The organism is Saccharopolyspora elongata (assembly GCF_004348985.1).
GTDB lineage: Bacteria > Actinomycetota > Actinomycetes > Mycobacteriales > Pseudonocardiaceae > Saccharopolyspora > Saccharopolyspora elongata.
The window spans coordinates 195,995-222,591 of sequence record NZ_SMKW01000001.1 but is presented as its reverse complement, the minus strand read 5'-3'; the positions used below and the strand labels follow the sequence as shown (position 1 = coordinate 222,591).

21 protein-coding genes and 1 tRNA gene are annotated in these 26,597 nt (G+C 71.3%); 12 read left to right on the top strand and 10 right to left on the bottom strand.

Features of this window, described 5'->3' with window-relative positions:
- Positions 1–129 precede the first annotated feature (129 nt).
- Both E1288_RS01110 and E1288_RS01105 read left to right on the top strand, forming a co-directional pair.
- Positions 130–1,440 (top strand): UDP-glucose dehydrogenase family protein, encoded by a 1,311-nt coding sequence (locus E1288_RS01110; protein ID WP_132479569.1) that lies wholly within the window; start codon positions 130–132, stop codon positions 1,438–1,440.
- Positions 1,441–1,759: 319 nt separating this feature from the next.
- The gene (locus tag E1288_RS01105) at positions 1,760–3,562 is read left to right on the top strand and encodes a gamma-glutamyltransferase family protein (protein ID WP_132479357.1); all 1,803 of its coding nucleotides are present in this window, start codon (positions 1,760–1,762) and stop codon (positions 3,560–3,562) included.
- Positions 3,563–3,653: 91 nt separating this feature from the next.
- On the opposite strand, the gene E1288_RS01100 is transcribed toward E1288_RS01105, so the two are convergent.
- The 3 genes from E1288_RS01100 to E1288_RS01090 all read right to left on the bottom strand — a co-directional run bounded on the left by E1288_RS01100 (position 3,654) and on the right by E1288_RS01090 (position 7,419).
- Positions 3,654–4,799 (bottom strand): glycerate kinase family protein, encoded by a 1,146-nt coding sequence (locus tag E1288_RS01100; protein WP_235883250.1) that lies wholly within the window; start codon positions 4,797–4,799, stop codon positions 3,654–3,656.
- A gap of 25 nt (positions 4,800–4,824) precedes the next feature.
- On the bottom strand, positions 4,825–6,327 hold the full coding sequence (locus E1288_RS01095; protein WP_235883249.1) for an SLC13 family permease: 1,503 nt from the start codon (positions 6,325–6,327) through the stop codon (positions 4,825–4,827).
- Positions 6,328–6,519: 192 nt separating this feature from the next.
- Entirely contained in the window at positions 6,520–7,419 is a 900-nt protein-coding gene (locus E1288_RS01090) for a DMT family transporter (RefSeq protein ID WP_235883248.1), read from the bottom strand.
- A 336-nt stretch (positions 7,420–7,755) separates the two neighbouring features.
- On the opposite strand from E1288_RS01090, the gene E1288_RS01085 reads away from it, so the two are divergent.
- The gene (locus E1288_RS01085) at positions 7,756–8,874 is read left to right on the top strand and encodes a baeRF11 domain-containing protein (RefSeq protein ID WP_132479355.1); all 1,119 of its coding nucleotides are present in this window, start codon (positions 7,756–7,758) and stop codon (positions 8,872–8,874) included.
- Between the two features lie 111 nt (positions 8,875–8,985).
- Here the strand turns inward: E1288_RS01085 and E1288_RS01080 are convergent, their stop codons facing one another.
- From E1288_RS01080 to E1288_RS01070, 3 genes are read right to left on the bottom strand one after another with little or no spacing between them, the layout of a single operon-like run.
- Complete coding sequence (locus tag E1288_RS01080; RefSeq protein WP_132479353.1) at positions 8,986–9,648, bottom strand: response regulator transcription factor; 663 nt, start codon at positions 9,646–9,648, stop codon at positions 8,986–8,988.
- Positions 9,645–11,135, bottom strand: a complete 1,491-nt coding sequence (locus E1288_RS01075) for a sensor histidine kinase (protein ID WP_132479351.1) — start codon at positions 11,133–11,135, stop codon at positions 9,645–9,647. Before E1288_RS01075 ends, E1288_RS01080 begins: the two co-directional genes overlap by 4 nt.
- Complete coding sequence (locus E1288_RS01070) at positions 11,113–11,361, bottom strand: hypothetical protein (RefSeq protein ID WP_132479349.1); 249 nt, start codon at positions 11,359–11,361, stop codon at positions 11,113–11,115. Before E1288_RS01070 ends, E1288_RS01075 begins: the two co-directional genes overlap by 23 nt.
- Before the next feature lie 321 nt (positions 11,362–11,682).
- On the opposite strand from E1288_RS01070, the gene E1288_RS01065 reads away from it, so the two are divergent.
- Complete coding sequence (locus E1288_RS01065; RefSeq protein WP_132479347.1) at positions 11,683–14,925, top strand: glycosyltransferase; 3,243 nt, start codon at positions 11,683–11,685, stop codon at positions 14,923–14,925.
- 121 nt (positions 14,926–15,046) lie between these two features.
- Here the strand turns inward: E1288_RS01065 and E1288_RS47815 are convergent, their stop codons facing one another.
- On the bottom strand, positions 15,047–16,468 hold the full coding sequence (locus E1288_RS47815) for a hypothetical protein (RefSeq protein ID WP_207954103.1): 1,422 nt from the start codon (positions 16,466–16,468) through the stop codon (positions 15,047–15,049).
- A gap of 225 nt (positions 16,469–16,693) precedes the next feature.
- Here E1288_RS47815 and E1288_RS01055 point away from each other — a divergent pair, with 225 nt between their 5' ends.
- The gene (locus tag E1288_RS01055; RefSeq protein WP_235883247.1) at positions 16,694–18,526 is read left to right on the top strand and encodes an acyltransferase; all 1,833 of its coding nucleotides are present in this window, start codon (positions 16,694–16,696) and stop codon (positions 18,524–18,526) included.
- Positions 18,527–18,547: 21 nt separating this feature from the next.
- Positions 18,548–19,216, top strand: coding sequence for a peptide-methionine (S)-S-oxide reductase MsrA (gene msrA, locus E1288_RS01050; RefSeq protein ID WP_132479343.1), 669 nt, complete (start codon positions 18,548–18,550; stop codon positions 19,214–19,216).
- Between the two features lie 66 nt (positions 19,217–19,282).
- On the opposite strand, the gene E1288_RS01045 is transcribed toward msrA, so the two are convergent.
- Positions 19,283–20,329 carry an alpha-hydroxy acid oxidase gene (locus E1288_RS01045; RefSeq protein ID WP_165967923.1) on the bottom strand — a complete coding sequence of 349 codons (1,047 nt, stop codon included), beginning with the start codon at positions 20,327–20,329 and terminating at the stop codon, positions 19,283–19,285.
- 329 nt (positions 20,330–20,658) lie between these two features.
- On the opposite strand from E1288_RS01045, the gene E1288_RS01040 reads away from it, so the two are divergent.
- Positions 20,659–20,868, top strand: coding sequence for a dodecin (locus E1288_RS01040; protein WP_132479339.1), 210 nt, complete (start codon positions 20,659–20,661; stop codon positions 20,866–20,868).
- 272 nt (positions 20,869–21,140) lie between these two features.
- On the opposite strand, the gene E1288_RS01035 is transcribed toward E1288_RS01040, so the two are convergent.
- Both E1288_RS01035 and E1288_RS01030 read right to left on the bottom strand, forming a co-directional pair.
- Positions 21,141–21,213, bottom strand: a tRNA-Gly gene (locus tag E1288_RS01035).
- A gap of 72 nt (positions 21,214–21,285) precedes the next feature.
- Complete coding sequence (locus E1288_RS01030) at positions 21,286–21,696, bottom strand: PPOX class F420-dependent oxidoreductase (RefSeq protein WP_132479337.1); 411 nt, start codon at positions 21,694–21,696, stop codon at positions 21,286–21,288.
- 113 nt (positions 21,697–21,809) lie between these two features.
- Here E1288_RS01030 and E1288_RS01025 point away from each other — a divergent pair, with 113 nt between their 5' ends.
- The 5 genes from E1288_RS01025 (at position 21,810) to E1288_RS01005 (ending at position 26,365) form a co-directional block, all read left to right on the top strand.
- Complete coding sequence (locus tag E1288_RS01025) at positions 21,810–22,409, top strand: RNA polymerase sigma factor (protein WP_132479335.1); 600 nt, start codon at positions 21,810–21,812, stop codon at positions 22,407–22,409.
- A 184-nt stretch (positions 22,410–22,593) separates the two neighbouring features.
- Positions 22,594–23,031, top strand: a complete 438-nt coding sequence (locus E1288_RS01020; protein ID WP_165967922.1) for a DUF983 domain-containing protein — start codon at positions 22,594–22,596, stop codon at positions 23,029–23,031.
- Positions 23,032–23,173: 142 nt separating this feature from the next.
- Complete coding sequence (locus E1288_RS01015) at positions 23,174–24,025, top strand: Fpg/Nei family DNA glycosylase (RefSeq protein ID WP_132479331.1); 852 nt, start codon at positions 23,174–23,176, stop codon at positions 24,023–24,025.
- A 158-nt stretch (positions 24,026–24,183) separates the two neighbouring features.
- Complete coding sequence (locus tag E1288_RS01010) at positions 24,184–25,446, top strand: GAF domain-containing sensor histidine kinase (protein ID WP_408012774.1); 1,263 nt, start codon at positions 24,184–24,186, stop codon at positions 25,444–25,446.
- Positions 25,447–25,456: 10 nt separating this feature from the next.
- Positions 25,457–26,365 (top strand): S49 family peptidase, encoded by a 909-nt coding sequence (locus E1288_RS01005; protein ID WP_132479329.1) that lies wholly within the window; start codon positions 25,457–25,459, stop codon positions 26,363–26,365.
- Positions 26,366–26,597: the final 232 nt, after the last annotated feature.

The window sequence follows — 26,597 nt, the reverse complement described above, 5'->3', positions numbered from 1 at the left end:
CGGCGCGTCACGCAGGACGTACGGCGCGTGAACGTTTGGCGATGCAGGTTCCGCTGTGCGGGCGATGTGCCACGATGCCCAAGGGGGCCACGACCGAACGGTCGTGCGAGGTGAAGGGGTGTGGGGACTGTGTTCGCCCGTCGAATCGTCGTTGTTGGCACCGGGTACGTCGGCTTGACGACCGGCGCGTGCCTGGCGTCGCTGGGGCACCGGGTGGTGTGCAGCGACGTGAACGCCGCGAAGGTCGAGCAGCTCTCCCGCGGCGAAGTGCGGATCCACGAGCCCGGGCTGGCCGAGCTGGTGCAGGAGGGCATCGCGGCCGGGCGCCTGGAGTTCGTGGTCGGTTCGGCGGCCGCCGTCGCCGAGGCCGAGGTGGTCTTCCTGTGCGTGCCGACGCCGATGGGGGCCGGCGGCAAGGCGGACCTGGCCGTCGTGGAGGCGGTGGCGCACGAGGTGCGCGAGCTGCTGCCCGCGGGATGCGTGCTGGTCACGAAGTCGACGGTGCCGGTGGGCACGTCGGCGCGGCTGCGCGAGCTGGTCGGCCGCGAGGACGTCGCGGTGGTCAGCAACCCGGAGTTCCTGCGCGAGGGCTCGGCGGTGCACGACTTCCTGAACCCGGACCGCATCGTGGTCGGCTCGGACACCCAGGACGCGGCCGAGCGGGTGGCCGCCCTGTACGCGCGGCTCGGCGCCCCGACGGTGCTCACGGACGCCGCGAGCGCGGAGATGGTGAAGTACGCGGCGAACTGCTTCCTGGCGACCAAGCTCTCGTACGTGAACGCGATCGCGGAGCTCTGCGAGCGGCTGGGCGCGGACATCTCGGACGTCACCGAGGGAATGGGCTACGACCGCCGGATCGGGCAGTCGTTCCTGCAGCCGGGGCCGGGCTGGGGCGGTTCGTGCCTGCCGAAGGACACCGCGGCGCTGCTGCAGGTGGCGGAGGCCGTGGACTTCGACTTCCCGCTGCTGCAGGCGACCATCTCGTCCAACACCCGGCAGCGCGAGCGGATGGTGGCGAAGGTCGCCGACGCCTGCGGCGGCTCCCTCGACGGGGTGCGGCTCGGGCTGCTGGGCCTGACGTTCAAGGCCGGCACCGACGACCTGCGCGATTCGCCGGCGCTGGAGGTGGCGCGGCTGCTGGCGGAGCGCGGCGCGGAGCTGGTCGCCTACGACCCGGGGCTGCGCGGCGACGAGCAGGCGCTGCCGCCGGAGGTGGAGCTGGTGGACGACCCGTACCAGGCGGCGAAGGAAGCCGCGGCGCTGGTGCTGCTGACGGAGTGGCAGGAGTTCCGGACGCTGGACTGGAACCGCGTGGCCGAGGCACTGCGCGGCCCGGTGGTGGTCGACACCCGGAACCACCTCGACCCGGACGTCCTGCGCCGCGCGGGCCTGTCCTGGCGAGGCGTCGGCCGAACCCCGGTCGCGGGCACGCCCGCCTGAGCGCCTCCCGGTTCCAGACGTCGATCCAGAATGGTGCGCGGGCACGTGGGGGCGTGGCCGGCTGAGGCGTAGGGCGACGGTTTCGCGCGAAACCGGCGCTTCACGTGGGGCCGCTTGGCGGTTTCGCGCGAAACCGCCGCCGGTGTCGGGAACCGGGCGCCGTCGGGATCAGCCGGGCGGAGCATTCTGAAACGACCTCCCAGGCGAAATCGGGAGCCCTCCTGTCGGCTCGGGCCTCGGGGCGGCTTGGGCTGGGCGCAGGGGATGTTTTCGCTTCGGCTATCGCTCGGACGGGTTGCGTCCGCTTAAGGTGGTTGACGTGTTTACGACTCGCCCGGAACTCGCCGGCACGCACGGGATGGTCGCCTCCACACACTGGCTCGCCTCCGCGGCGGGCATGGCGGTGCTGGAGGCCGACGGGAACGCCTTCGACGCCGCGGTCGCCGCCGGGTTCGTCCTGCAGGTCGTGGAACCCCACCTCAACGGCCCGGGCGGCGAGGTCCCCGCGCTGTTCACCACCGCCGACGACCCGCGCCCCCGCGCGCTCTGCGGCCAGGGACCGGCGCCCGCCGCGGCGACCATCGGCCACTACCGCGACGAGCTCGGCCTGGACCTGGTGCCCGGCACCGGATTCCTGGCCACCACCGTGCCGGGCGCCTGGGACGGCTGGCTGCTGTTGCTGCGCGATCACGGCACCAAGCCGCTGCGCGAGGTGCTGAAGTACGCCATCGGCTACGCCCGCGACGGGTTCCCGATCGTGGAGCGGATCAGCACGACCATCGACACGGTCCGCGCGATGTTCACCGAGCACTGGCCCAGCTCGGCCCAGCTCTGGCTGACCGACGGCGCCGCGCCGAAGCCCGGCAGCGTGCTCAAGAACCCGGTGCTGGCCGACACGTGGGAGCGGCTGCTGGCGGAGGGCGAGGCTGCCGGGCCCGGCCGCGAGGCGCAGATCGACGCGGCCCGCCGCGCCTGGTCGCACGGCTTCGTCGCCGAGGCGGTCGAGAAGTTCGTGCGCACGCCGCACCGGGACAACTCCGGGCGGGACCACGCGGGCGTCATCACCGCGCAGGACATGGCGGAGTTCGAGGCGGGCTACGAAACCCCGCTCACCGTCGACCTCCCCGGCGACTGGACCCTGGCGAAGTTCGGCATCTGGTCCCAGGGCCCCGCGCTGGCGCAGCAGCTGCGCCTCCTGGAGGGCGACCGGATCAACTACGTCGACGGCGTCGCCGACGCGGACACCGTGCACGTCGCGGTCGAGGCCGCCAAGCTCGCCTTCGCCGACCGCGAGGCCTGGTACGGCGACTCCGCCGACCCCGGCGTCCTCGCCGACCTGGTGTCCCGCGACTACGCCGCCGCCCGTCGAGCGCTGATCGGCGACCGCGCCTCGCTGGAGCTGCGCCCCGGCTCGCCGGGCGGTCGCGACGCGATCCTGGCCGCGCACGTCGCCGAGGGGCGCGGCGTGGACGGCGAGAAGGACCCGAGCGGCGTCGGCATCGGCGAGCCCACGGTGTCGCCGACCGGCGAAAGCCGCGGCGACACGGTGCACATCGACGTGGTCGACCGGTGGGGCAACCTGATCTCGGCGACGCCGTCGGGCGGTTGGCTGCAGTCCTCGCCGACCATCCCCGAACTGGGCTTCTGCCTCGGCAGCCGGGCGCAGATGTTCTGGCTGGACGAGGGCCTGCCGAACTCGCTGGCACCGGGCAAGCGGCCTCGGATCACGCTGAGCCCGTCGCTGGCGCTGCGCGGCGGCGTGCCGACCATGGCCTTCGGCACGCCCGGCGGCGACCAGCAGGACCAGTGGCAGTTGTGCTTCTGGCTGGCGCACGTCCACGGTGGACTGAACCTGCAGGCGGCGATCGACGCGCCGGCCTGGCACACCGGCGCGTTCCCGGGCTCGTTCTACCCGCGCGCCTGGGAACCCGGCCGGGTCGTCGCGGAGTCGCGGCTCGGCGCCGACACCCTCGCCGAGCTCCGCCGCCGCGGCCACGACGTGCTCGACGCCGGGCCGTGGGCGCTCGGCCGCCTGTCGGCGGTCTCGCGGGACCCGGACTCCGGCCTGCTGCGCGCGGCGGCGAACGCCCGCGGAGCCCAGGGCTACGCCGCGGGCCGCTGACGCCCAGGGGATCCGCAATTTCCATTGAAATCGAAGGTTCAATTTCAATGGAAATTGCGGCCGGGGAAGGTGACGGGCCGATCGGGCCGCGTCAGGCCGCTCGTAAGGTGCGGCCGACGAGGAGCATGCGGAGGGTTCGGGCGGTGGCGTCCGCGATGAGCTCCGGGGCGCGGGTGATCGCGTCCGCCAGGTCCACCGGTTCCGTCAGGATGCCGGTGATCGCGTCGATCCCGTGGTCGTAGCTGGCGTCCGCGCCGGGGCCGATGGTGCCGCACAGGGCGATCACCGGCTTGCCGTGCCGCTTCGCCCGCCGAGCAACCTCGGTCGGGATCTTGCCGAGCGCGGTGGACGCGTCGATCGCGCCCTCGGCCGTGATCACCAGGTCGGCGTCCCGCAGCCGCTGGTCCAGGTCGCTGCTCTCGAGGAACACGTCGAACCGCGAGGCCAGCCGCGCCCCGAGCACTCCCGCCAGCCCGGCGCCGAGCCCGCCCGAGGCGCCGCCGCCGGGCAGGTCGGTGAACCGGGTTCCGCTGTGCCGGCGCAGGACTTCCGCCCAGACCTGCATCGCGGCGGAGAGCTGCTCGACGCGCTCCGGCGCGGCGCCCTTCTGCGGCCCGTAGCGGCGCGCGACGCCGTCCGGCCCGCACAGCACGTTCGTCGGGTTCACCGCGACCACGAGCTCCACTTCGGACAGTCGCGGGTCCATCCCGGTCGCGTCGAGCCGCCGGGCGCGGACCAGTTCCGCGCCGCCGTCGCCGATCTCCGCTCCGTCGGAGTCCAGCACGCGAACGCCGAGCGCCCGAAGCGCGCCGGCGCCGCCGTCGCAGGTCCCGGAGTCGCCGCAGCCGATGACGATCTTCTTCACGCCCGCGTCGAGCACGGCGGCGATCAGCTCGCCGACGCCGCGGCTGGTCGTCGCGCCGGGATCGCGCCGACCCGGCGGCACCAGGGAAAGCCCGGCGGCGGCGGCCATTTCCACGAAGCCGGTGTCGCCGACCAGCGCGAAGTGCGACTCCACCGGTTCGCCGACCGGGCCGGTGGCGGTGACCGGCACCAGTTCGCCGTCGGTCGACCGGGCCAGCAGCCGCGCCGATCCCTCGCCGCCGTCGATCAGCGGGATGGTGTCGATGGCCGCGGCGGGCACCACCCGGCGGATGCCGGCGCGGATCCCTTCGGCGACGGCCTCGGCGTCCAGGCATTCCTTGAACCCGCTCGGGGCGACGGCGAAGCGCAGCATGATGTTCTCCTCCACTGTGGACTTATCAGGTGAGCGGCAGGCCGAGCGCCGGCCAGACGAACAGGGCGAACAGCACGACGAGCGCGCCCAGCGCGGGGCCGAGCAGGGCGGACAGCTTGAGCAGGTCGCGCGGGGTGTAGGCGTGGTCGAGCCGGGCGAACATCGCGACCGGCTTGGCCGAGGACGGCAGCGTGTGGCAGAAGCCCGCCGCGGCGGTCGAGGCGAAGGCCAGCGCGACCGGGTTCATGCCGACCGCGAAGGCGGCGGGCACGATCAGCGGGATCAGCACCGCCGACCGCGCGGACCGCGACTGCACCAGCAGGTGCGCGGCGACGCTCAACGCGACGACGGCGATCAGCATGGCGCCGGTGCTGTCGCCGACGAGCGCGTTCGCGGCGACCCAGCCGGCGGCCCCGGACTCGGTCAGCACCGCGCCGAGCGCCGTGGTGGCGGCCATGAAGAGCAGCAACGACCAGGGAATTTCGGAGATCGCGGCGCCGATGCGCACCGTCCCGAACCGCGGCGAGGCGATCAGCAGCGCCCCGGCCAACGCGATCAGCGCGGGCGACAGGCCGTGCAGCGGCTCGGTGCTCCAGAGCAGCACGACGGTGCCGAGCAGACCGATGGCGCGGATTTCGGCGCGCCGCATCTGCGGCGGCACGTCGAGCTGCTCGCGCAGCGCGGCGGCGTCGACCCGCAGCCGCGCCCGGCGCTCCGCACGGCCGGTGAACAGCAGCAGCACCAGCTCTGCGGCCAGGTGCGAGCTGACCACGGCGAACGGCAGGCCCCACAGCAGCCACTGGCCGAAGCCGATGCCCGCGCCGATCGTGCTGTCCAGGACCTGGCTGGTGATCAGGTGCGCCCCGGCGCCGACCAGCGTCGCGATCGCCGACAGCAGCACGACGGTCGGGAACAGCACGGCGAGGGCTCGGACCAGGCGCGGCCGGTGCGCGAACGCGTCCGCCAGCGCGAGGAAGATGGGCAGCACCAGCGCCGCGCGCCCGCTCGTGCTCGGCACCAGCAGCGCGGTGATCACCAGGCTCGCGGTGATCAGGTGCACCAGGCCGCGCGCCGACCGGGCGCGGCCGACCAGCGCGATCGCCAGCCTGGCGGGCAGGCCGGTCCGGTTGATCCCGGCGGCCAGCACGAACGCCGCCACCAGCAGCCAGATCTGGTCCGCGCCGAGCGACTCGAACAGCTCCTCGGCGTCCAGCGCGCCCAGCACCACCAGCACGGCCGCCGCGGACAGCGCGACGAAGGTGTCGTCGAGCCGGTTGCTCATCCAGCCGGCCACGGCGGCGGCGAACACCAGGATGGTGATCAGCCCGGACCGGCCGAGCTGGTCGGCCCCGCCGTCCTCCGGCGCGGTCAGCACCGCCATCAGCCCGAGCAGGCCGAGCGCGCCGAGGGTGATCCCGATGGCCCAGCCGCGCCCGGCGCTCGGGTCGGATGCCACGCGGGCGGTGCGCACCGGGCTCGTGGCGAACTCGGTGCGCACCAGCTGCGTGGTGTCCTCGTGGCTGTGCACGTCATGAACGATCTGTCCCGCGGCTGAACCGCGCGTGAACCGCCCATGAGGAGCACTTCATCTTTGCCGCGCAGTTGTCCACAAGCCTGTGGACAACTTTGCCAACAGGGTGCTCAGCTGCGAAAACACCTGGTTGAGCGACCGGTTTGTGCACAGCTGTGGAGAAAGTTATCCACAGCTGTGCACAGGTTCTCAGCGGCGCGTGCTGACCAGCACCAACCCGATGCCGATCAGCGCGACGCCGCACCACGCCGCGATGCCCAGCCGTTCCCCGACGACGAGCACGCTCAACAGCGCGGCCACCACCGGCTCCAGCAGGCTCAGCGTCGTCGCGACGCTGGCCGACGTGCGGCGCAGCCCGGCCCCGAACAGCAGGTACGCCAGTCCCATCGGGATCACCGCGAGGTAGCCCGCCACCAGCAGCCCGGACGGGGAGCTCAGCAGCGGGCCGCCGGTGAACGCCAGCACCGGCAGCAGCACGACGGCGCCGGCGCCGAACATCGCGCCCATCACCGCGCGCGAGCCGTGGCCGCCGCGCATCATTCGCGCGGCCGCCCACGAGTAAGCGACGTACGCGGCGCCGCCGAGCAAGCCGAGCAGGGCACCCACGACGACGTCCGCGCCGACGCCGCTCTCGCCGCCGACGGTGATCAGCAGCAGACCCAGCACCGAAACCGCGGCGGCCAGCGCCCACCGGCGATCCAGCCGGACGCCGTCGACGACGCGTTCCAGGATCGCGGCGAACACCGGCGCCGAGCCGAGCGTGATGACGGTGCCGATGGCGACCCCGGCGAGCGCCATCGACGAGTAGAACGCCAGCGGGTAGACCGCCACGGCCAAGGCGCCCACGAGCAGCAGCCCGGTCCGGCCGGACCGCAGCACGTCGAACGCGGACCGCCCGGCGATCACGAGCAGCAGCACGCCGCCGACGCCCATGGTGGCGGCGCCGATCGACAGCGGGCTCGCGGCGGCCGGGGCGAAGCTGGCGGCCGTTCCCGTGGTGCCCCACAGGAACGCCGCGAGCAGCACCGGCAGCGGGCCGGCGACGAAGCCGCGGGCAGGAGCGGGTGCGGTGAGCAGTTGATCAGTCAAGGTGAACTCTTCCGTTCGCGAACCGTCAGGACTCGTCGAACGGGCGCGCGTCAACCCCGGTGGGTGCGTGCAGTTTCAATTGAAACTGCGTGGGAGGACCCGGACCTGGCAGTTTCAATTGAAACTGCGGTGCCTTCGGGGTGTTGGAGGTTCGCCGCCCGTCAGCGGGACGGGGGCGGCAGAACGCGGTGCCAGTGCGAGTTCACGCCGACCACCTTAACCGCAGGTACGGGCCGGTCGGAACGGGCGAAGCCGGGTGAGCTCCGTCGCCCTGCCGGTTCGCCGGGACCTCGGTAGCGTCGCCGGTGCCGGACGTTCCGCCTGGGGAGGGCACCGATGGCGATCTTGCACACCGACATCCCGACGCGGGCGCAGGTCGACGCGCTGCTGACCGCGCGCGAACCGATCAGCGTCTCGCTGTACCTGCCGACCAGCCCGGCCTCCGGTGGCGACGCCGAGCGCATCGAGCTGAAGAACCTCGCCGGGCAGGCGACCGACCAGCTCCGCCGGGCGGGCGCCGCCAAGGAAGACGTGGCCGGCATCAGCGGCCAGCTGGCCGACCTGGCCGAGGACGAGGAGTTCTGGCGCTTCCAGGCCCGCAGCCTCGCGCTGTTCGCAACGCCGACCTCGCTGACCACCTTCCGGCTGCCCAACCGCCTGAACGCGGTGGTCGAGGTGTCCGACCGGTTCCACCTCAAGCCGCTGCTGCGCTCGATCACCTTCCCGCAGACCGCGCTGCTGCTGGCGCTCGCGCAGAACTCGGTGCGGCTGCTGGAGGTCGTGCCCGAGATGGACCCGGTCGTCGTGGACGTGCCTGGGATGCCCGCGGACTTGGCGAGTTCGGTGGGCAAGGAGTCGGTCACCGACCGCCTGCCGCGCCGCCGGTTCCAGGGCGGCGAGGGCTCGAAGGTCCGGATGGGCCAGTTCTCCCGCCAGGTCGACCGGGCGCTGCGGCCGGTGCTGCGCGGCGACGTGCCCCTGGTCCTGGCGGCGACCGAGCCGCTGGCAAGCATCTTCCGGTCGGTCAGCACCGCCTCGGAGCTCGCCTCGGTCGGCCTGACCGGAAACCCGGAGGAGAGCAGCGACCGCGAGCTGGCGTCGGCGACGCGCGAGGTCCTCGACGACCTGCACGCCGACCGGCTGCGCGAGCTGCACGAGCTGTTCGAGCAGCGCACCGGCCAGGGCCGGGCGGTCACGGACATCGCGGACGTGGCCCGGCACGCGACGATGGGCGCGGTCGACACGGTGTTCGTGGACATCGACAACGTGGTCCCGGGCTTCATCGACGAGGCGGGTGCGGTGACGTTCGAGCAGGCCGACGACGCGGTGTCCTACGGCGTGGTGGACGAAATAGCCCGCCGCGTCTGGCTCACCGACGGCCGGGTCATGGCGGTGCGCAGCGAGGACATCCCGGGAGGCGGCGCGACCGCGGCGATCCTCCGCTACGCCCCATGACCTGAGCCTCGCCCCGGCTTCGGTGCGCGCCGTTTTCGCGCGAAAGCGGCGCCGTCTCCTCACGCGGAACGCCGGTTTCGCGCGAAAACGCCGCCCGCTCCGCGCCGGGCTTCAGGCGCCCAGCCGGTAGCCCATGCCCCGGACGGTGCTGATCCGCTCGGTGCCGATCTTGCGGCGCAGCGCCCGCACGTAGACGTCCACGACGTTGGAACCCGGGTCGAAGTCGTAGCCCCACACGTGCGACAGGATCTGCTCGCGGGAGAGCACCTGCCCGGAGTGCCGCAGGAACAGCTCCAGCATCGCGAACTCGCGCGCCGTCAGGTCGACCGTGCCCTCCGGCACCTGCGCGCGCCGCGTGCGCAGGTCCAGCGAGAGCTCGCCGTCGCGCAGCACCGTGATCTCCGGGACCCGGTCGACCGGCCGCAGCCGCAGCCGCACCCGCGCCAGCAGCTCCTCGAACCGGAACGGCTTGGTCATGTAGTCGTCCGCGCCGCCCTCCAGCCCGGCGACCGTGTCGTGCACGCCGTCCCGCGCGGTCAGGATGATCACCGGCACGGTCACGTGCTGGGCCCGCGCCGCCCGCAGCACCGAGAAGCCGTCCTTGCCGGGCAGCCCCAGGTCGAGCACCACCAGGTCGAAGTCGCCGGTCAGCAGGTAGTCCTGGGCTGCGTCGCCGTCACCGACGACGGTGGTGGTGAAGCCGTTGGCCCGCAATCCCTTCTCGATGAACGCCGCGATCCGCGCCTCGTCCTCGGCGATCAGGATCTTGCTCATGCAGTGGTCTCCTCGGTCGCGTTGTGGGGTGGGGCGGCGGGCAGTTCCAGGGCGAAGGTGGCGCCTTCGCCGGGCTGCGACACGACCCGCACCCGCCCGTGGTGCGCGTCCGCGATGGCCTTGACGATCGCCAGCCCGAGCCCGGCGCCGCCCTTGCCGTGGCTGCTGCCGTGGGTGAAGCGGTCGAAGATCTTCGACACCTCGGCCGGATCGATGCCCTGGCCGTGGTCGGTCACCCACAGCCGCACCGCGCCGTCGGCGAGGGAGGAACCGATGCGGATCTCCGAACCCGGCTCGGTGTGCTGCACCGCGTTCTGCGCCAGCTGCACCATCGCCTGGGTGATCCGCTGCTCGTCGACCAGCACCTCTCCCTCGCCGATGTCGTCGAGCACCCAGCGGCGGTCCGCCAGCGACCGCACCTTCGCCTCGATGTCGCTGGTCAGCTCGGCCAGTGAGACCGGCGCCGCGGTGACGAAGTCGGGCCGGTCGGCCTTGGCCAGCATCAGCAGGTCGTTGACGATGCGGGTCATCCGGTCCAGCTCGTCGGTGCACAGCCGCACCACTTCTTCCCGCTCCGCCGGGTCGTCGCCGAGCAGCTCCAGGTTGCCGCGCACGATCGTGATCGGCGTCCGCAGCTCGTGCCCGGCGTCGTCGACGAACTGGCGCTGGATGCGGAAGGCGTCCTCCAGCCGGTCGAGCATCGCGTTGAACTGGTCGGCCAGCGCGGCGATGTCGTCCCGGCCTTCGACCGGGATGCGCCTGGTCAGATCGTGCTCGCTGATCTCGGCCGCGGCCTGCCGCACGGCCCGCACCGGCGCCAGGATCAGCCCGGCCACCACCCACGACGACAGCGCCGCGATCACCACGCCGAGGCCGCTGACCAGCAGCAGCACCTGCACGGTCCGGTCCGCGTCGGCCATCGCCGACGCGGTGTAGCGCTCGACCACGAACCAGGCCCGGCCGCCCTGCTCGGATTCGGTCTGCACCTTGAGCCACTGCATCTGCCCGGCGGGCGTGTCGAGCCAGCCGTAGCTGTTCGGGGCGGCCACGATCTGTTGCAGCAGCGCCTGGTCCTTGGCGAACCGGTCGATCTCGTCGTCCTGCTCCTGGGACAGCGGCCGCAGGCCGGTCGGCGTCTCCCACACCCCGATCAGGGCCTCGTCGCGGTCTGGGTACTGTCGCGACAGGTAGGAGTTGAACAGCTGCTCCGGCGCGGTGAACAGCTGCCCGGTGGCGGGGTCGCGGCCCCGCTCGGCGAACGTGACGAACTCGTGCGCCTCCTGCTCCATCGACGCGGTCACCTGGTCGTTCACGTCGTTGTGCAGGAACGAGCGGACGATCAAGATCACCGCCAGCAGCACCACGACCAGCACCAGCAGCAGCCAGCCCATGATCTGCGCGCGCGCCGGGATGCGGGTGCCGCGGCGGCCGGGGAGCTTGGCGAACGACCTGGTCGCGGTGGGCTCAGTCGTCGTCGTGGTCGTCATCGTCGTCATCGTCGTCGGGGGCCGGCGGCGGGAGCTCGGTGGGCACGACGGTCGAGGCCGGTGGCGCCGACCGACTGGGTTCGGGGCCCGGTGAGCTGCCGACCTGCACGGTGGCCGGCACCTGCGGGGTGCGCGGCCCGTCGGTGAGCGCGAAGCTCACCAGCACGGCGGCGATCGGCAGCGCCAACGCCGCGATCAGCAGAACCGCCTTCGGAACCGACCTCATGGCACCACTCTCGCCGCCCGCCGGGAGCCGAGGATGAAAACAAGATGAGAGGTTTTTCATCTGGGGCGCGTCGGGAGACCGGAGGGCCGCCCGATTTTGCCTGAAATTGGGGCGCTCCGAGCCCTGGACGGGTCCCTTCCGAGGTGGCCCAATTTTAGGCAAAATCGGACTCCCCGGAACTCAAATTCCGCATTGCGGATGTTTCGTTGCCTGGTTGTCGAAGACCGGCCGGGCGCGCGGGCTGGTTCCGGAGTATCGCCCTGGGACGCCGCAACGGGGCGCTAGCCTGCTGTGGGACTCAATCACGTCGTAAGGGACCGGATGGACAAGCGGCTGATCGACTGGACCGGCGAGCGCTGCGTGCCGTGGACCGATGACGTCCAAGTCATCTACGAGCACTACCACCGCTACGCCCTCGCGGCCCGCTTCGTGCGCGGCAAGCGGGTGCTCGACCTCGCCTGCGGCGAGGGCTACGGCGCGGCGCTGCTGGCAGCCGAAGGCGCCGAGGTGGTCGGCGTGGACATCGACCCGGCGACGGTCGAGCACGCCCGGCACAACTACGGCGGCCGCGACGTCAGCTTCGAGGTCGGCTCGATCACCGACCCCGAGCTGCTCGCCGACGCCAAGCCCTTCGACGTGATCGTCTGCTTCGAGGCGATCGAGCACGTCGAAGACCACGACGCGGTGCTGGCCATGGTCAGGTCCCGGCTCGTCCAAGGTGGACTGTTCCTGAGCAGCACCCCGGACACGGCGGTCTACTCGCACGAGCACGGCAACGAAAACCCGTACCACGTCAAGGAACTCACCTCGGACCAGTACGAGAAGCTGCTGGAGGACGCGTTCCGGCACGTGGCGGTGCTGAAGCAGAACGTCACCGTCGGATCGCTGCTCACCCCCGCCGACCACGGCGACCCGGACACCGCGATCGAAGGCGTCCGGCTGCAGACCATCCAGGGCCGTGACGGCGAGTGGTCGGTCCGGCAGGGCGTGCCGCACACCTACCTGCTCGGCATCGCCTCCGACAAGCACCTGCCGAAACTGCCCGCCGCGGCGCTGCTGACCGACGCCGACCTCACCCTGATCCGCCGCGGCGGCGACGTCGCGCCGATCATCGAACAACGCGACGTGGCGGTCGCGGACGTCGCCAAGCTCAACGAGCTCTACCAGCGCAACCGCGCCGAGGCCGAAGAGCTCAAGAACTCGATAGCGCGGCTCGAAGAGCTGCGCAAGAAGGAAGAGCGGCGCGCCGACCAGGGCGTCCGCGAGCAGGCGCAGCTGCGAGCCGAGCTGGATCGCATCGGCGGCGAGCTGCAGGAGAGCCAGCAGAGCGCGGAGCGCGACGCGGCGCGCATCGAGTGGCTGCGCGACACCGTCGCGCGGCTCGAGGGACGCGCAGCGGACGCCGAGCGGCAAGCGGCGGAGCTCGGTGCCGCGAACGCGGAGCTCGCGGCGCAGAACTCCGCGCTGGTGCAGCGCGCGGTGACGAAGTACCGGAAGGTCATCGAGCGCGTAGCGCCGCGCGGCACCGCGCGGCGCGATGCGTACGAGATCGCGCTCGGGCGCAAGCCCGGTGTGCCGCAGGTCGACGAGGCCGTCGAGACCGGGCCGTTGCCGGTGCCGCACAGCGACAAACCGCTGGTCAGCGTGATCGTGCCGGTGCACGGCAAGTGGCCCTACACCCGGCAGTGCCTGCGGTTCCTCGGCGGGCACCTGGTGTCCGTGCCGTTCGAGGTGATCGTCGTCGACGACGCTTCGCCGGACGACAGCGCCGAGAAGCTCGCCGCCTGCGAGGGCGTCCGGTTGGTGCGCGCCGAGCGGAACCTCGGGTTCATCGGCGCCTGCAACCTCGGCGCCGAGCACGCGCGCGGCGAGTACCTGTTCTTCCTGAACAACGACGCCGAGGTCACCGAGTCCTGGCTGGACATCCTGATGGACACCATCCGCGGCGACGAACGCATCGGGCTGGTCGGCGCCAAGCTCGTCTACCCGGACGGCCGGCTGCAGGAGTGCGGCGGCATCGTGTGGGCCGACGGCAACGGCTGGAACTACGGCCGCAACACCACCAACGGCGGCGCCGAGTTCGACGTCGTGCGCGACGTCGACTACTGCTCCGGCGCGGCGATCCTGGTCCGCACCGACGTGTTCCGGCAGGTCGGCGGCTTCGACACCCGGTACGCGCCCGCCTACTATGAGGACACCGACCTGGCGTTCGCGGTGCGCGCGGCCGGCTACCGCACCGTGGTGCAGCCGAAGGCCGTCGTCGTGCACCACGAGGGCGTGTCCAACGGCACCGACCTCAGCACCGGCGTGAAGAAGCACCAGGAGCTCAACCGCAAGGTGTTCGTGGAGAAGTGGGCCGACACGCTCGCCGCCGAACACCTGCCGGAAGCCTCGCCGCGCAACCTCTGGCTCGCCCGGCAGCGCGGCACCCGCGGCCACCACGGGCCGATCGTGCTGGTCAAGGACCACCAGGTGCCGCGCCCGGACTTCGACTCCGGCTCGGTGCGGATCCGCCGGGTGCTGGAGCAGTTCGTCCAGCTCGGCTGCCGGGTGGTGTTCTTCCCCGGCAACCACGCGCGCCTGGAGCCCTACACCACACAGCTGCAGCAGCTCGGCGTCACGGTGCTGCCGGAACCCGAACTGCAGCAGGCGTTCCTGCACGAGGCGGGCTCGGAGATCTCGTTGGCCCTGCTGTCCCGTCCGCAGGTCGCGTGGAGCCTCGTCGAGGAGCTGCGCACCTGCGCGCCGCAGGCCGTGATCGCCTACGACACCGTCGACGTGCACTTCCTCCGGCTGGAACGGCAGGCAGAGGTCGCCGAGCAGCAGGGCGATGCGGCGCGGGCGGAAGCGTTGCGGCGCAAGGCCTTCGCGTCGCGGCAGATGGAGCTCGGGCTGACCCGCTCCTGCGACGTCACGCTGGTGGTGTCCGAGGCGGAGCAGGTGCTGCTGCGCGAGCTGGTGCCGGACGCCGACGTGCGGGTGCTGTCCAACGTGCACGAGGTCGACTGGAGCCCGGCGAAGCCGGAGGGGCGCAAGGACCTGCTGTTCGTCGGCAGCTTCGACCACCCGCCGAACATCGACGCCGTGCGCTGGGCGGCGTCCGAGATCATGCCGCTGGTGCGGGAGAAGTGCCCGGACGCGGTGCTGCACGTCGTCGGCAGCAACCCGACCGACGAGGTTCGCGAGCTGGCCGGGCGCGGCGTGCAGGTGCACGGCTGGGTCGCGGAGCTGGAGCCGCAGTACGCGGCGAGCCGCGTGACCCTCGCGCCGCTGCGGTTCGGCGCCGGCGTCAAGGGCAAGGTCGGCGAGAGCCTCAGCCTCGGGGTGCCGGTGGTCGGCACGTCGGTGGCGACCGAGGGCATGCACCTGACGAACGGCGAGGACGTGCTGGTCGCCGACGACGCGGCGGGGCTCGCGGATGCGGCGGTCCGGCTGCTCACCGACGACGATGCCTGGCGGCGGATGTCGGAGGCGGGCAAGAAGGGCATCGCGGCCCAGTTCGGCCCGGACGTCTCCCGGACGGCCCTCGAAGGCATCCTCGCCACCACCGACTACGAGGCCTGACCCGACGGGGCTGGGCCCGGCACACCCCGGTGTGTCGGGCCCAGACACACAGAACCCCCGCAATTTCAATGGAAATCAGAGGTTCGATTTCCATTGAAATTGCGGGGGACGGCGGGTGAGGTCAGTCGCGGACCGTCGGGGGCAGGTGGTTGACCTGCTGGTCGAGGGTCGACTTGAAGGACTGCTGGACCGCCGACTTCTGGTCCGACGGGCCGGTGGCGTCGATGATGATCGCCCAGTTGTGCGCGACGTAGGCGGTGCGGTAGACGCCGCCGGCGTTCACCACCTTGACGCCCTGGTACGACAGGTCGTCCACTTCGGACAGACCCTGCTGGGCGCCCAGGTACTGGTCCACCACCTGCTTGGCGGCGTTCGCGTCGGGCAGCTGCAGCGCGAGCATCGTCGTCCTCGGGGTGCCCTCGGCGCCGTTGAACCAGCCGTCGATCAGCCCGCGCTGGATCGCGGAGTCGAGCACCGCCTTCGGCTGCAGCAGACCGGCCTTGGCGCCCTGCAGGCTCGGCAGGTCGAGCGGCCCGGACCACGGGTGCGCCGGGCCGGGCGCGGCGACCAGCACCTCCTGCGGGCTGGCCGGGGGGTTCGGGCGCGCCGGCGGCGGCGCGGGCAGCTCCTGGGTCTGCACCGGGGGCGGTGGCGGCGGAGCGGCCGTCGTCTCGGTCGGCGTGGTCCCGCCGCCCGAGGTGAAGTAGAAGATCCCGGCCACGATCAAGCCGACCAGCAGCACACCGCCGATGGACAGCCCGGCGATCAGCTTGCCCTTGCCGGGTTTGCTCGCCGTCTCGAACACCTCGGGGCCCTGCCGCATCCACGACGCGTCGCCGTGCTCCGGCGTCCCCGGCAGGTCGTCGCCCCACGGCGTGCCGGTGCTCTCGACGGGGCCCCAGCCCTGCTGCGGGCCCCACTGCGGCTGCGGCGGGCCCCACTGCGGCTGCTGGCTGAGGCTGACCACCTGGGTGCTCTCGGAGTCAGACTGCGGCGGCGCCTGCTGCGGCTGCGCCTGCTGCGGCTGCGCCTGCTGCTGGGGTGCCTGCTGCTGCGCGAGCGGGTTGGGCACGACCTGCGTGGCCTCGCTCGGCGCCCCGCCCTGCTGCTGCGGCGGCTGTTGTTGCTGCTGCTGAGCGGACTGGGCGGCGTCTCCCCAGCTGAACGCCGGGGGGAACGGGCTGGACTGCTGCTGTTGCGGCTGCTGCTGCGGGAACCCACCCGAGGACGGCCCCGCCTGCTGGGGGAACCCGCCGGACTGCGGTCCGGCCTGCGGGTCCTGCTGGGTGAACCCGCCGGAGGACGGTCCCGTCTGCGGCTGCTGCTGGGGGAATCCCCCGGACTGCGGTCCGGCCTGCGGCTGCTGCTGGGGGAACCCGCCGGAGGACGGGTCCTGCTGCGGGAATCCGCCGGAGGTGGGTCCGCCCTGCCCGTTCTGGGCCCGACCTAGCACGGCGTCGCGCCGCTGGCGGTACTCCTCGGCGGAGATCCTCCCCGCCGCGAGTTCGGCGTCGAGATTTTGCAGCTCGTCTTGCCAGGTCACCGATGCGCCCTTTCCCAGAATTCGCTCGAACGCCCCCATTGCGATCGACCGCCATTCTGGCACCCGCAAGGGGGAACGCGGGGCACCGGCCGGATAACGATCCGAGGCGTGGTCTGGCCCGACCGGGTCGCGAGGAGGTAATGGGTCCACAACCGTCAGGTCGCGGGCTAGGCTACGCAGCGTTGACTTCGGCGGCCGGGGACATGACTTGATGGGGTGATCTGGGTGGATGACGCGCGGGTCGTCCACGCTCGCCCCGAGTGGTTCGCCGAGCCGCACCACGGGTTCGCCTGGATCCGCATGATCGGCGCGCTCGTGGTGATCTACGGGCACAGTTCACCGCTGGCCGGAACGGGCGACCTGTTCCCGTCGGACTGGCCGCTGCAGCCCGACGAGGGCGTCCTCATGGGCTTCTTCGCGATGAGCGGCTTCCAGATCACGGAGAGTTGGATCCGGGACCCTCATCCGGGCAGGTTCGCCGCGAAGCGGGTCCTGCGCCTGTGGCCGCCCATGCTCACGGTCTCGTTCGCCATGGCGCTGATCATCGGTCCGATGATCACGACCCTGTCCGTCGGCGAGTACTTCGCGGCCAACGGCACCTGGGGTTACGTCGTCAACAACGCCGGCCTGCTCACGCTGAAGCACGAGCTGCCGGGCGTGTTCGTGGACAACCCGTGGCCGAACGCGGTCAACGGGTCGCTGTGGACGCTGCCGATGGAGCTGATCGCCTACGCGGGCCTCTACGCGCTGCTGCTGGTCGGCGCCGCGAAGCACCGCTACCGCTGGGTGATGGCGGTGGCGCTGATCGGGCTGATCGCGTGGGACCGGCACCTGGAGCAGCTGCCGGGTTCGGAGTCGGCGGGCTCGTTCTTCAGCGTGCCGGTCGAGTCGCTGGTGGCGTTCCTGGTCGCGTTCGCCTTCGGCGTGGTGGTCAACCTGTACCGGATCCCGCTGTCGCCGTTGGCGGCCGGCGCCGGGCTGGCGGTGCTGGTGCTGATGCCCAACAGCATCACCGGCTCGTTCTGGATGACCTTCGCGGTCAGCTACGCGGTGGTCGTGGCCGGGCACTTCTGGCCTGCGCGGCTGACGGTTCCGGGAGTGTGGGTCAACGGCAGCTACGGCGTGTACGTGTGGGGCTTCCCGATCCAGCAGCTGCTGGCGATGGCCGGGATCCACAACCAGTGGCTGATGCTGATCTGCGCCGCCCCGCTGGCCTACTGCATCGGCACGCTGTCCTGGAAGTTCGTCGAAGAGCCGACGCTGAAGCTGCGCCACTACTTCACCCCGGCGCCGAAGAAGGAACCCGAGCCGGTCGAGGACGATCTCGAAGACCTCGACGAGGTCGAGGAGGACCCGGAAGACCTCGACGACCTGGACGACCTGGAACCGGCGGAGCCGGAGGCGGTCACGCCCGCGCACGAGGCGACGACGAAGCGCCGCCCGCTGCCGCGCCCACCGGCGCCCGGCCCGGAGCCGCCCCGTGCCCACCCCGGCCGCCCGGGCGGCCGGCCCGCGAGCGGCGCCTCGCGGTCGAGCACCCCACCTGGCGGCACTCCGCGCCCCGCCGGATCCCCGGGAGATGTCGCACGTCCGGGCAGCGGCACCCCGCGCCCAGCCGGACCGCCGAGCGACGCCCCGCGCCCGGGAGGCGCTCCGAACGGCGTCGACAGGCCGCGCCCCGGCACTCCGCCGCGCGGCACGCGGATCGACGGCGCGCCCCGACCGGACGGCCAACCCCGCCCGGACGGCGCACCCGCACCCCGACCGGACGGCCCGCCGCGCGCCCGGCTCAACGGCCTGCCGATGAACGGCGCCCCGCTGCCGCCCGCGCGCACCCGCCGCTCGGCGGAGCAACGGCCTGCCCGCCTGCCCGCGCCGCCGCCGGATGAATCGGTGCTGGCCAAGCGGTTGTCCGGGGACCTGGACTCCGGGCCGCCACCGGCCCGGCCGCCGGTCCGCCGCACGGGCGGCCGCCATGCCCGCCCCGAGCCGCCGCCCGCCCCGGCGGAGGAAACCCGGCCGGTCCGGCCGTATCCCAAGCGGCAGGACGGTCAGTGAGCACCGCGTACCCTCGGGTGCATGGCGCTTTTCGGTGACAAGACCAGGCTGATCGACCCGGCCGAGGCCCTGCCTGGCCGGTCCACCCCGCTCCCGGTGGCGGCGGAGCACGCGGTGTTCCCGGACCGCCGGATCGTGCCGCCGTTCCCGGAGGGCTACGCCACCGCGGTGGTCGGCATGGGCTGCTTCTGGGGCGCGGAGCGAACCTTCTGGCGCACCGACGGCGTGTGGTCGACGGCGGTCGGCTACGCCGGCGGCGTCACGCCCAACCCGACGTACGAAGAGGTGTGCTCGGGCCTGACCGGCCACACCGAGGCGGTCCTGGTGGTGTTCGACCCGGAGGCGATCAGCTACCAGCAGGTCCTGAAGGTCTTCTGGGAGAACCACGACCCGACGCAGGGCATGCGCCAGGGCAACGACATCGGCACCCAGTACCGCTCGGCGATCTACTACGCGGACGAGGCCCAGAAGGCGGCGGCGGAAGCCAGTGCGGCGGCCTTCCAGGAGGCCCTGACGGCGGCGGGCCTCGGCGAGATCACCACGGAAATCGCCCCGCTCAAGGACTTCTACTACGCGGAGACCTACCACCAGCAGTACCTGAGCGACGCGAAGAACCCCAACGGCTACTGCGGCCTGGGAGGAACGGGAGTCTCCTGCCCGGTCGGCCTCAACGTCCCGACCGAGAGCTGATCAAGGCTGACGAGTTCCGGACCGGCGAGAACCCGCGCAGGTCCGGAACGCCGTCGCGAATTCGGATCAGGCATCGAGGACGTGCGGGTGGAGGTTGGCGGCTTCGGCCGGGGTCGCGCAGCCCGTCATCATCAGGGTTTGGGCGAACTCCGCCGTTATCCGGCGCAGAACGCTCAGGACTCCTTGCATTCCGCCCCGGGCCAGCCCGTAGAGGACCTGGCGCCCGATCAGCACCGATGACGCGCCCAGCGCCAGCGCCCGGACCACGTCCGTACCGGTCGTGATGCCGCTGTCGACCACCACGTCGAAGCCGCGGTCGGTCGCGTGCAGCGCCCGGTTCACGCGCGGCAGGGCGAACGCGGTCGGCAGTGCGCACTCCAGTTGCCGCCCGCCGTGGTTGGACACGACCACCCCGGCCGCGCCGGCGGCCTGGGCCCGCTGCGCGCCCTCGGGCGACAGGATTCCCTTGACGTACACGGGCAATCGCGTCGAAGCGATGAGCTCTTCGATGTCCGGCCAGCTCAGCGAGGGATCGATCTCGGCGCTACCGGCCATGACCGGTTCGACGTCGACCCCGGGCCGGTAGCCGACGAGCCGCTCCCGTTCTGAGCCCCGCCGAACGGGCGCGTCCACGGTGATCAGCAGCGCAACGCACCCAGCGTCCTCGGCGCGCGCGACCAACTGCCGCCGCAGGGCGGCGTCCCGCAGCCAGTAGAGCTGAAAAGCGCAGCGGGCCCCGGACTTGGCGATGTCCTCGATCCGGGCGGAAGCCATGGTCGAAACGGCGACGGGAATCCCGGCCTCGGCGCAAGCGGCGGCGATCTCCAGATCCCCGTGCGGCCAAACCTGAGCGGGAATCCCCATCGGAGCAACGGCGATCGGAGCCTCCGAAGCAACCCCGAAGACGACGGAACCGCTGGACCGCCGAGAAACGTCGGAGGGCAACCGGTGCTCGAGGAAGACGCTGTCCCAGGCCCGCCGGTTGGCGACCTTCGAGGTCTCCTCAGCCCCGGCGGCCCCGAAGACGAAAGCCCAGGTGGGCGAACTGAGCACCGCCCGAGCGGCGGCCTCTTCGCCAGCAGGGGTGAAAGGCGCAGGTGGTTCCTCCGCCATCGCAACGACCTTCCTCCCACCAAAACCGACGAAACCATGATGACCCCCACCTCCCACCATCAAAAAGGTCCATTCAGCTGCTTGCCAAAACAAAAAAACCCGAAAACCCAACCCGAACAACCAAACCCCAGGACAAACCCCAGGAGAAAGCCCGGGGAGAAAGCCAGGGGAGAAAGCCAGGGAAACCCACCCCACGGCCGAAGGCCGACAGCCCCCACCCCACGGCCGAAGGCCGACGAACCAGCACGTCACCACCAACACGGCCGAAGGCCGACGACCCACGGCAACATCGGCTTGCGAACGACAGCGCCGAGCCCAACCATCGACCCATGACGGACCACGTGTACCGAGTAACCGAAGTAGTGGGCTCCTCGAAAGAGGGAGTGGACGACGCAATAAGGAAAGCGGTGAAAAGAGCATCCCAAACACTGAGAAACGTGGACTGGTTCGAGGTGACGAACGTGAGGGGCCACGTGGAGGACAACGAACTGGCCCACTACCAGGTAACCCTGAAAATAGGCTTCCGCCTGGAAACCTGAAAAGAAGCCACCAAAGCAAAGTAAGACGGCGGCCCCCGATGCCAAGGCGCAAGATGTCAAGGCGACCCTGATGCGAAGGTTGAGATGAAGGCGGCCGCAGCGAAGCAAGGCGAGAGACGCTGGTCCCCGACCAGGCCGGGAACGCCACCCCACGCAAGGAGCAAGCGAAACCCGATCACCGCACCGTAGGGGGGTTTGGGGGGATTCGATCCCCCCAATGAAATGGTGAGGAGCCGAGGTCGAACGAAGTCGACACACGGCTCCCAGCTCCGAGCGGATGACGGGACTCGAACCCGCGACCCTCACCTTGGCAAGGTGATGCGCTACCAGCTGCGCTACATCCGCGTATTCAGCGCCCTGTTGGGCTGTTGAAGACTACCTTAGCCCATCGTTTCAAGCCCGTTCATCGGGGGTCCCTCAACGGCTCGGAGAGCTGGTCGCGCGGGTCGGGGTGATGCGCAGGAGGACGCGGTGTTCCTCCTGCATGGCCTGGCGGTAGGCGGCCCAGTCCTGGTGTTCGCCGGAGATGCTGCGGTAGTACTCCTCCAGGAGGGGGAGGGCGGCCGGGAGCTCGACGATCTCGACGGTGCCTTCGACCTGGATCCAGCGGCCGAAGAACTGGTCGGGCAGGACGCACAGCCAGGCGCGCGGGTCGCGGCGCAGGTTGCGCACTTTGGCGGCGCCAGCGACAGTGCTGACGGTGACGTGTCCGGCGCTGTCCGTGGTGGTCAGCACCGGTGTCATCTGGGGTGTGCCGTCGGCGCGGAGCGTGCTGAGCACGGCGCGGTGCTGGTTGCCGATCACTTCGCGGGCTTCGTCGAGATCCACTCCGACCTCCCGTGCGGTGCCTGGTGACAGCCGTGGCCTTGGGGGTCCACGGTAGCGATTGCGCTGGTCGCGCGGTATTCGCCGCGGCTGGTCGTTGGGGGGAGTTCATGGGGATGGGTGAGGATGTCGCCGGGGGTCTGCAGCCGGATGACCGGGTGTTGCTGGCACGGTTGCGGGCGGGCGATGATCTCGCTTACGGCGATCTGTACCGGCGTTATGCGCCTGCGGTGCGGCGGTTCGCGTTGAGCATGCCGCGGCCCGGGATCGACGTCGACGACGTGGTCGCCGAGGTGTTCTTGCGCACATTGCGCGCGGTTCGGGGCGGCTGCGGGCCGCGGGATGCGATCCGCACCTACCTGTTCACGGTGGTGCGCCGGGTGCTGGGGGAGTGGGCGGCCGCTCGCCGGGACGAGCCGATGAACGCCGACGAGCTGGGCGAGCACGCGCCGCGGCAGCGCGATCACCAGTTCGTGCAAGCCGAGGGCGAGTTGCTGGCCCGCGCGTTCCACCGGTTGCCGGCGCGCTGGCGCGAGGTCCTGTGGCGGACCGAGGTGGAAGGGCATCGGCCCGCCAGCCTGGCCGATCAGCTGGGTTTGACGCCGAATGCGACGGCGGTGCTGGCGCACCGGGCGCGGCGCGGGTTGCGGGAGGCCTACGAGGAGGCGGCCGAGGTGTCCGGCCGCCGGGCTGCGGGGTGTTCGCGCCGCGGTTGATCGGTCGCGTTCGGGGTTGGCCGGGCGCCGCTCATGATCGACAATGGGCCTGGTTCGGGGACGACTATCACCCGTCGGGCCCATGACGTACGCGGTACCGTTGCTTCACGCTCGGTGACCGACGGGATTCGAGTGGCGAGACGATGTTCCGAAGCGACCAGCCCGGGTGGGCGGGGAGGCGACGATGAACCGGGTGGTGCGGGGTTCCGACGGCCGTGAGTGGACCATCAAGGCGAACCTGGAGTGGTCCAACCCGATCGCGGCGGACGAGTTCGAGCACGACGTGAACGGGGGCTCGGCACCGGCGATCCTGATGGGCGCGGTGTTCCTGTTCCTGGTCGTGATGTTCGTGGTGTGGACGCCAGCCGAGGTGTACGTACCGAGCTGGTTGATCCTGCTGCTGATCGCGGCCGTGCTGTTCTTCCCGGTCCGCTGGGTGCTGCGGCGCCCGTGGACGGTCACCGCCGCCACCCCGGGTGACCACGACGAGAACCCGCCGGAGACCTGGGTGGGCGTGGTGCGCGGCTTCTTCGACGTGCGCCAGGAGGTTTCGTCGGTGTCCCGGCACATCGAGCTGTACGCCGAGCCGGACATGAACGGCAGCCTGCAGCCCGTCGAGTAGTCCCGCGTCCTTGGAAGCTTCTCGGGATGTCGTGACCGTGCTAGCTCGGTTGTTGTTCTCGAAGCGGCGCAACCGGCACCGCCGCGCAAGATGAGTTCTCGAACGAACTGCTTTTCGCGGGTTCTGTCTGCACACTGGACCGGTGCCGGAACTTCCCGAGGTGGAGGCGTTGGCCCAGCACCTCCGCGACAACGCCGTGGGCCGGACCGTCGAGCGCGTCGACGTCGCGTCGATGAGCGTGCTGAAGACGGCGAGCCCGCCGTGGACCGAGCTGCACGGTCGTGCCGTCACCGATGCGGTGCGGCACGGCAAGTACCTGGATCTCGACTGCGGCGGGCTGCACCTGGTCTGCCACCTGGCGCGGGCCGGCTGGCTGCGCTGGTCGGACAACCTGTCCCCGGCGCCGCCGAAACCCGGCAGGGGGCCGATCGCGCTGCGGGTGCACCTGGGCGGCCCGGGTTTCGACCTGACCGAGGCCGGCACCCAGAAGAAGCTGGCGGCGTGGGTCGTCGCGTCGCCGGCGGAGGTGCCGGGGATCGCGAAGCTGGGTCCCGATGCGCTGGGCCTGGACCTGGCCGGGCTGACCGAGGTCTTGGCGGGGCGCACCGAGCGGATCAAGACGCTGCTCACCGACCAGTCCGCGCTGGCCGGGATCGGCAACGCCTACTCCGACGAGATCTTGCACGCCGCGAAGCTGTCGCCGTTCGCGACGGCGGGCAAGCTCGACGCCGCCGCGGTCGAGCGGCTGCACTGCAGCATGCAGGAGATCTTGCGGGACGCCGTGGCGCGTTCGCTGAAGCAGGACGCGGCGCGGCTGAAGGCGGAGAAGCGGTCGGGGATGCGGGTGCACGCGCGCACTGGATTGCCGTGCCCGGTGTGCGGTGACGCGGTCCGGGAGGTGTCCTTCGCGGACCGGTCGATGCAGTACTGCCCGACCTGCCAGACCGGCGGCAAGCCGCTCGCGGATCGCCGGTTGTCCCGTCTGCTGAAGTAGTTGTCCACAGCCTGTGGACAGATCGGCCGGTTGTGCACAGGCCGTTGCCGCTGGTTGGACGCACCGTTCCCGCTGAACGGAATAGTAAGGTACCGCTTACCGATGGAAACGGTGCACTGAGCGTAGCCGCCTTGATTCCAAGCGTGGCGGACGTGAAGATTGATGTTGTGCCCGAGATGTTGACTGAGCGGACGGTCCTGACCACGCTCGCCGCACTCGCCGTGCTCGGCATGTTCGTACTGCTGTGCCGGGCGCGCCGGGTGAGCACGTCGGTGGAGGACGCCACGCTGGCGGCGCTGCACCGGGTGACCAGTGCGGCCCCGCACCTGCGGGCCGGGCTCACCCAGGAATCCGCCGACAAGACCGCGCCGCACCTGCGCGAGCTGCTGGCGTGCGTCGCCGTCGGCATCGTCGACGCCGACGGCACGCTGCTGAGCTGGGACGGCGAGGCGAACTACCACTACGCCGACCTGCGGACCAAGATCGAGCAGGTCCTGCGCACCGGCAAGCGCGAGTTCCTCGACCACGGCGACGTGACCTGCGACCACCGGCCCTGCCCGATGCGGCACGCCGTGGTGGTGCCGCTGGAGGTCGAGGGCGAGAACCGCGGCGCGCTGACCGTCATCGCCGGCGGTGACCGCAAGCGGCTGCTGCGCGCGGCCGCCGAGGTCGCCAACCACGTGTCGACCCAGCTGGAACTGGCCGAGCTGCAGGAGTCCAAGGAGCGGCTGGCCAAGGCCGAGGTGCGGGCGCTGCGGGCGCAGATCTCGCCGCACTTCATCTACAACGCGCTGAACACCATCGGCTCGCTGATCCGCACCGACCCGGAGCACGCGCGCGACCTGCTGCAGGAGTTCGCCGACTTCACCCGCTACTCGTTCCGCACCAGCGGGCTTTACACCACGCTGGCCGACGAGATCCGCAACATCGACCGCTACCTCACGCTGGAGAGCGCCCGCTTCGGCCCGGACCGGCTGAACATCAAGCTCAAGATCGCGCCGGAGGTGCTGCCGGTGGTGGTGCCATTCCTGGCGCTGCAACCGCTGGTGGAGAACGCCGTCCGGCACGGCCTGGCGACCAAGCCCGGCGGCGGCACGGTGTCGGTGATCGCCGAGGACAACGGCACCGAGGCGCTGATCAGCGTGGACGACGACGGCATCGGGATGGATCCGGAGCTGCTCGACGCGGAGCTGGCCAACGCGCACCTGACCGGCGCGCACGTCGGACTGGGCAACATCAACAACCGGATGCGGGCCACCTTCGGCAACGACTACGGGCTGGTCGTGGAGACCGAGAAGGGCGCGGGCATGAAGGTCATCATGCGGGTGCCGAAGTTCGCGCCGGGCGTGCGGCCGGTGCCGCCGCAGTCGATCGACGAGCCGAGCGTCGGGTTGGCGGCCGGGCCGCAGCTCAGCCGGTAACGTCGAAGGTATGAACGAGAAGGCGCCGCAGAAGTTCACCGACATGTTGACCGGGAAGCTGTCCGCGAAGCTGCCGGGCAAGCTCGCCGAGCGCGCCGAGCGCGGCCCGGTGGTCGCCGTGGTGAAGCTGCACGGCGTCATCACGCCGACGGCATCGCCGATGAGCCGGCCGACGATCTCGCTGCAGAACGTGGAATCCGCGCTGACGCGCGCGTTCGGGCACGACCGGCTCAGCGCCGTGGTGCTGTCGATCAACTCGCCGGGCGGATCGCCGACCCAGTCGGCGCTGGTGGCGGACCGGATCCGGGGCCTGGCCGAGGAGAAGCAGGTGCCGGTGCTGGCGTTCTGCGAGGACGTCGCGGCCTCGGGCGGCTACTGGCTGGCCTGCGCGGCCGACGAGATCTACGCGCATTCGACGTCGCTGGTCGGTTCGGTCGGCGTGGTCAGCTCGGGCTTCGGGCTCACCGGCCTGCTGGAGAAGCTCGGCGTGGAGCGCCGGGTGCACACCGCGGGAACGCACAAGGTGCGGCTCGACCCGTTCAGCCCGGAGAAGGACGAGGACGTGCAGTGGCTGCGCGGCCTGCAGGACGAGCTGCACGAGCAGTTCCGCGCCTGGGTGCGCAAGCGCCGCGGCGAGAAGCTCGACGGCGCCGACGACGACCTGTTCTCCGGCGAGATCTGGACCGGCGTGAAGGCCGAGGAGCTCGGGCTGGTCGACGGCTTGGGCACCCTGCGGGGCATCGTGAAGGACAAGTTCCCGGACGCGCACCTGCTGACGGTGGAGCCGCGGAAGCCGCTGCTGGCCCGGCTCGGCATGTCGTCCTCGGTCCGGCTCGGCGGCAGCGGCGGCGCGGACACCGTGCTGGCCGCGGTGGAGGCGCTGGAGCACCGCGCGATGTGGAACCGCTTCGGGCTCTGAGGATCCGGACCGTTTCCGAACGTCCCGATCGAGCTTTCCGAAATTTGAAGCCAGAACAGTGCTCGTGAGCGTTTTGGGGTGTCATAGCGCCCCAAATCACTCACGGGCCCAGGCGGAACCGTTGCTGGGACCGCCGAATCCCTTGTGAACACAGGGTAATCGGTCCGGTCGCACTGCGTAGATCTTGTTGCCGAGTGGCTCACTCGTTCGGCCTCATGCAATAGGCTGATCA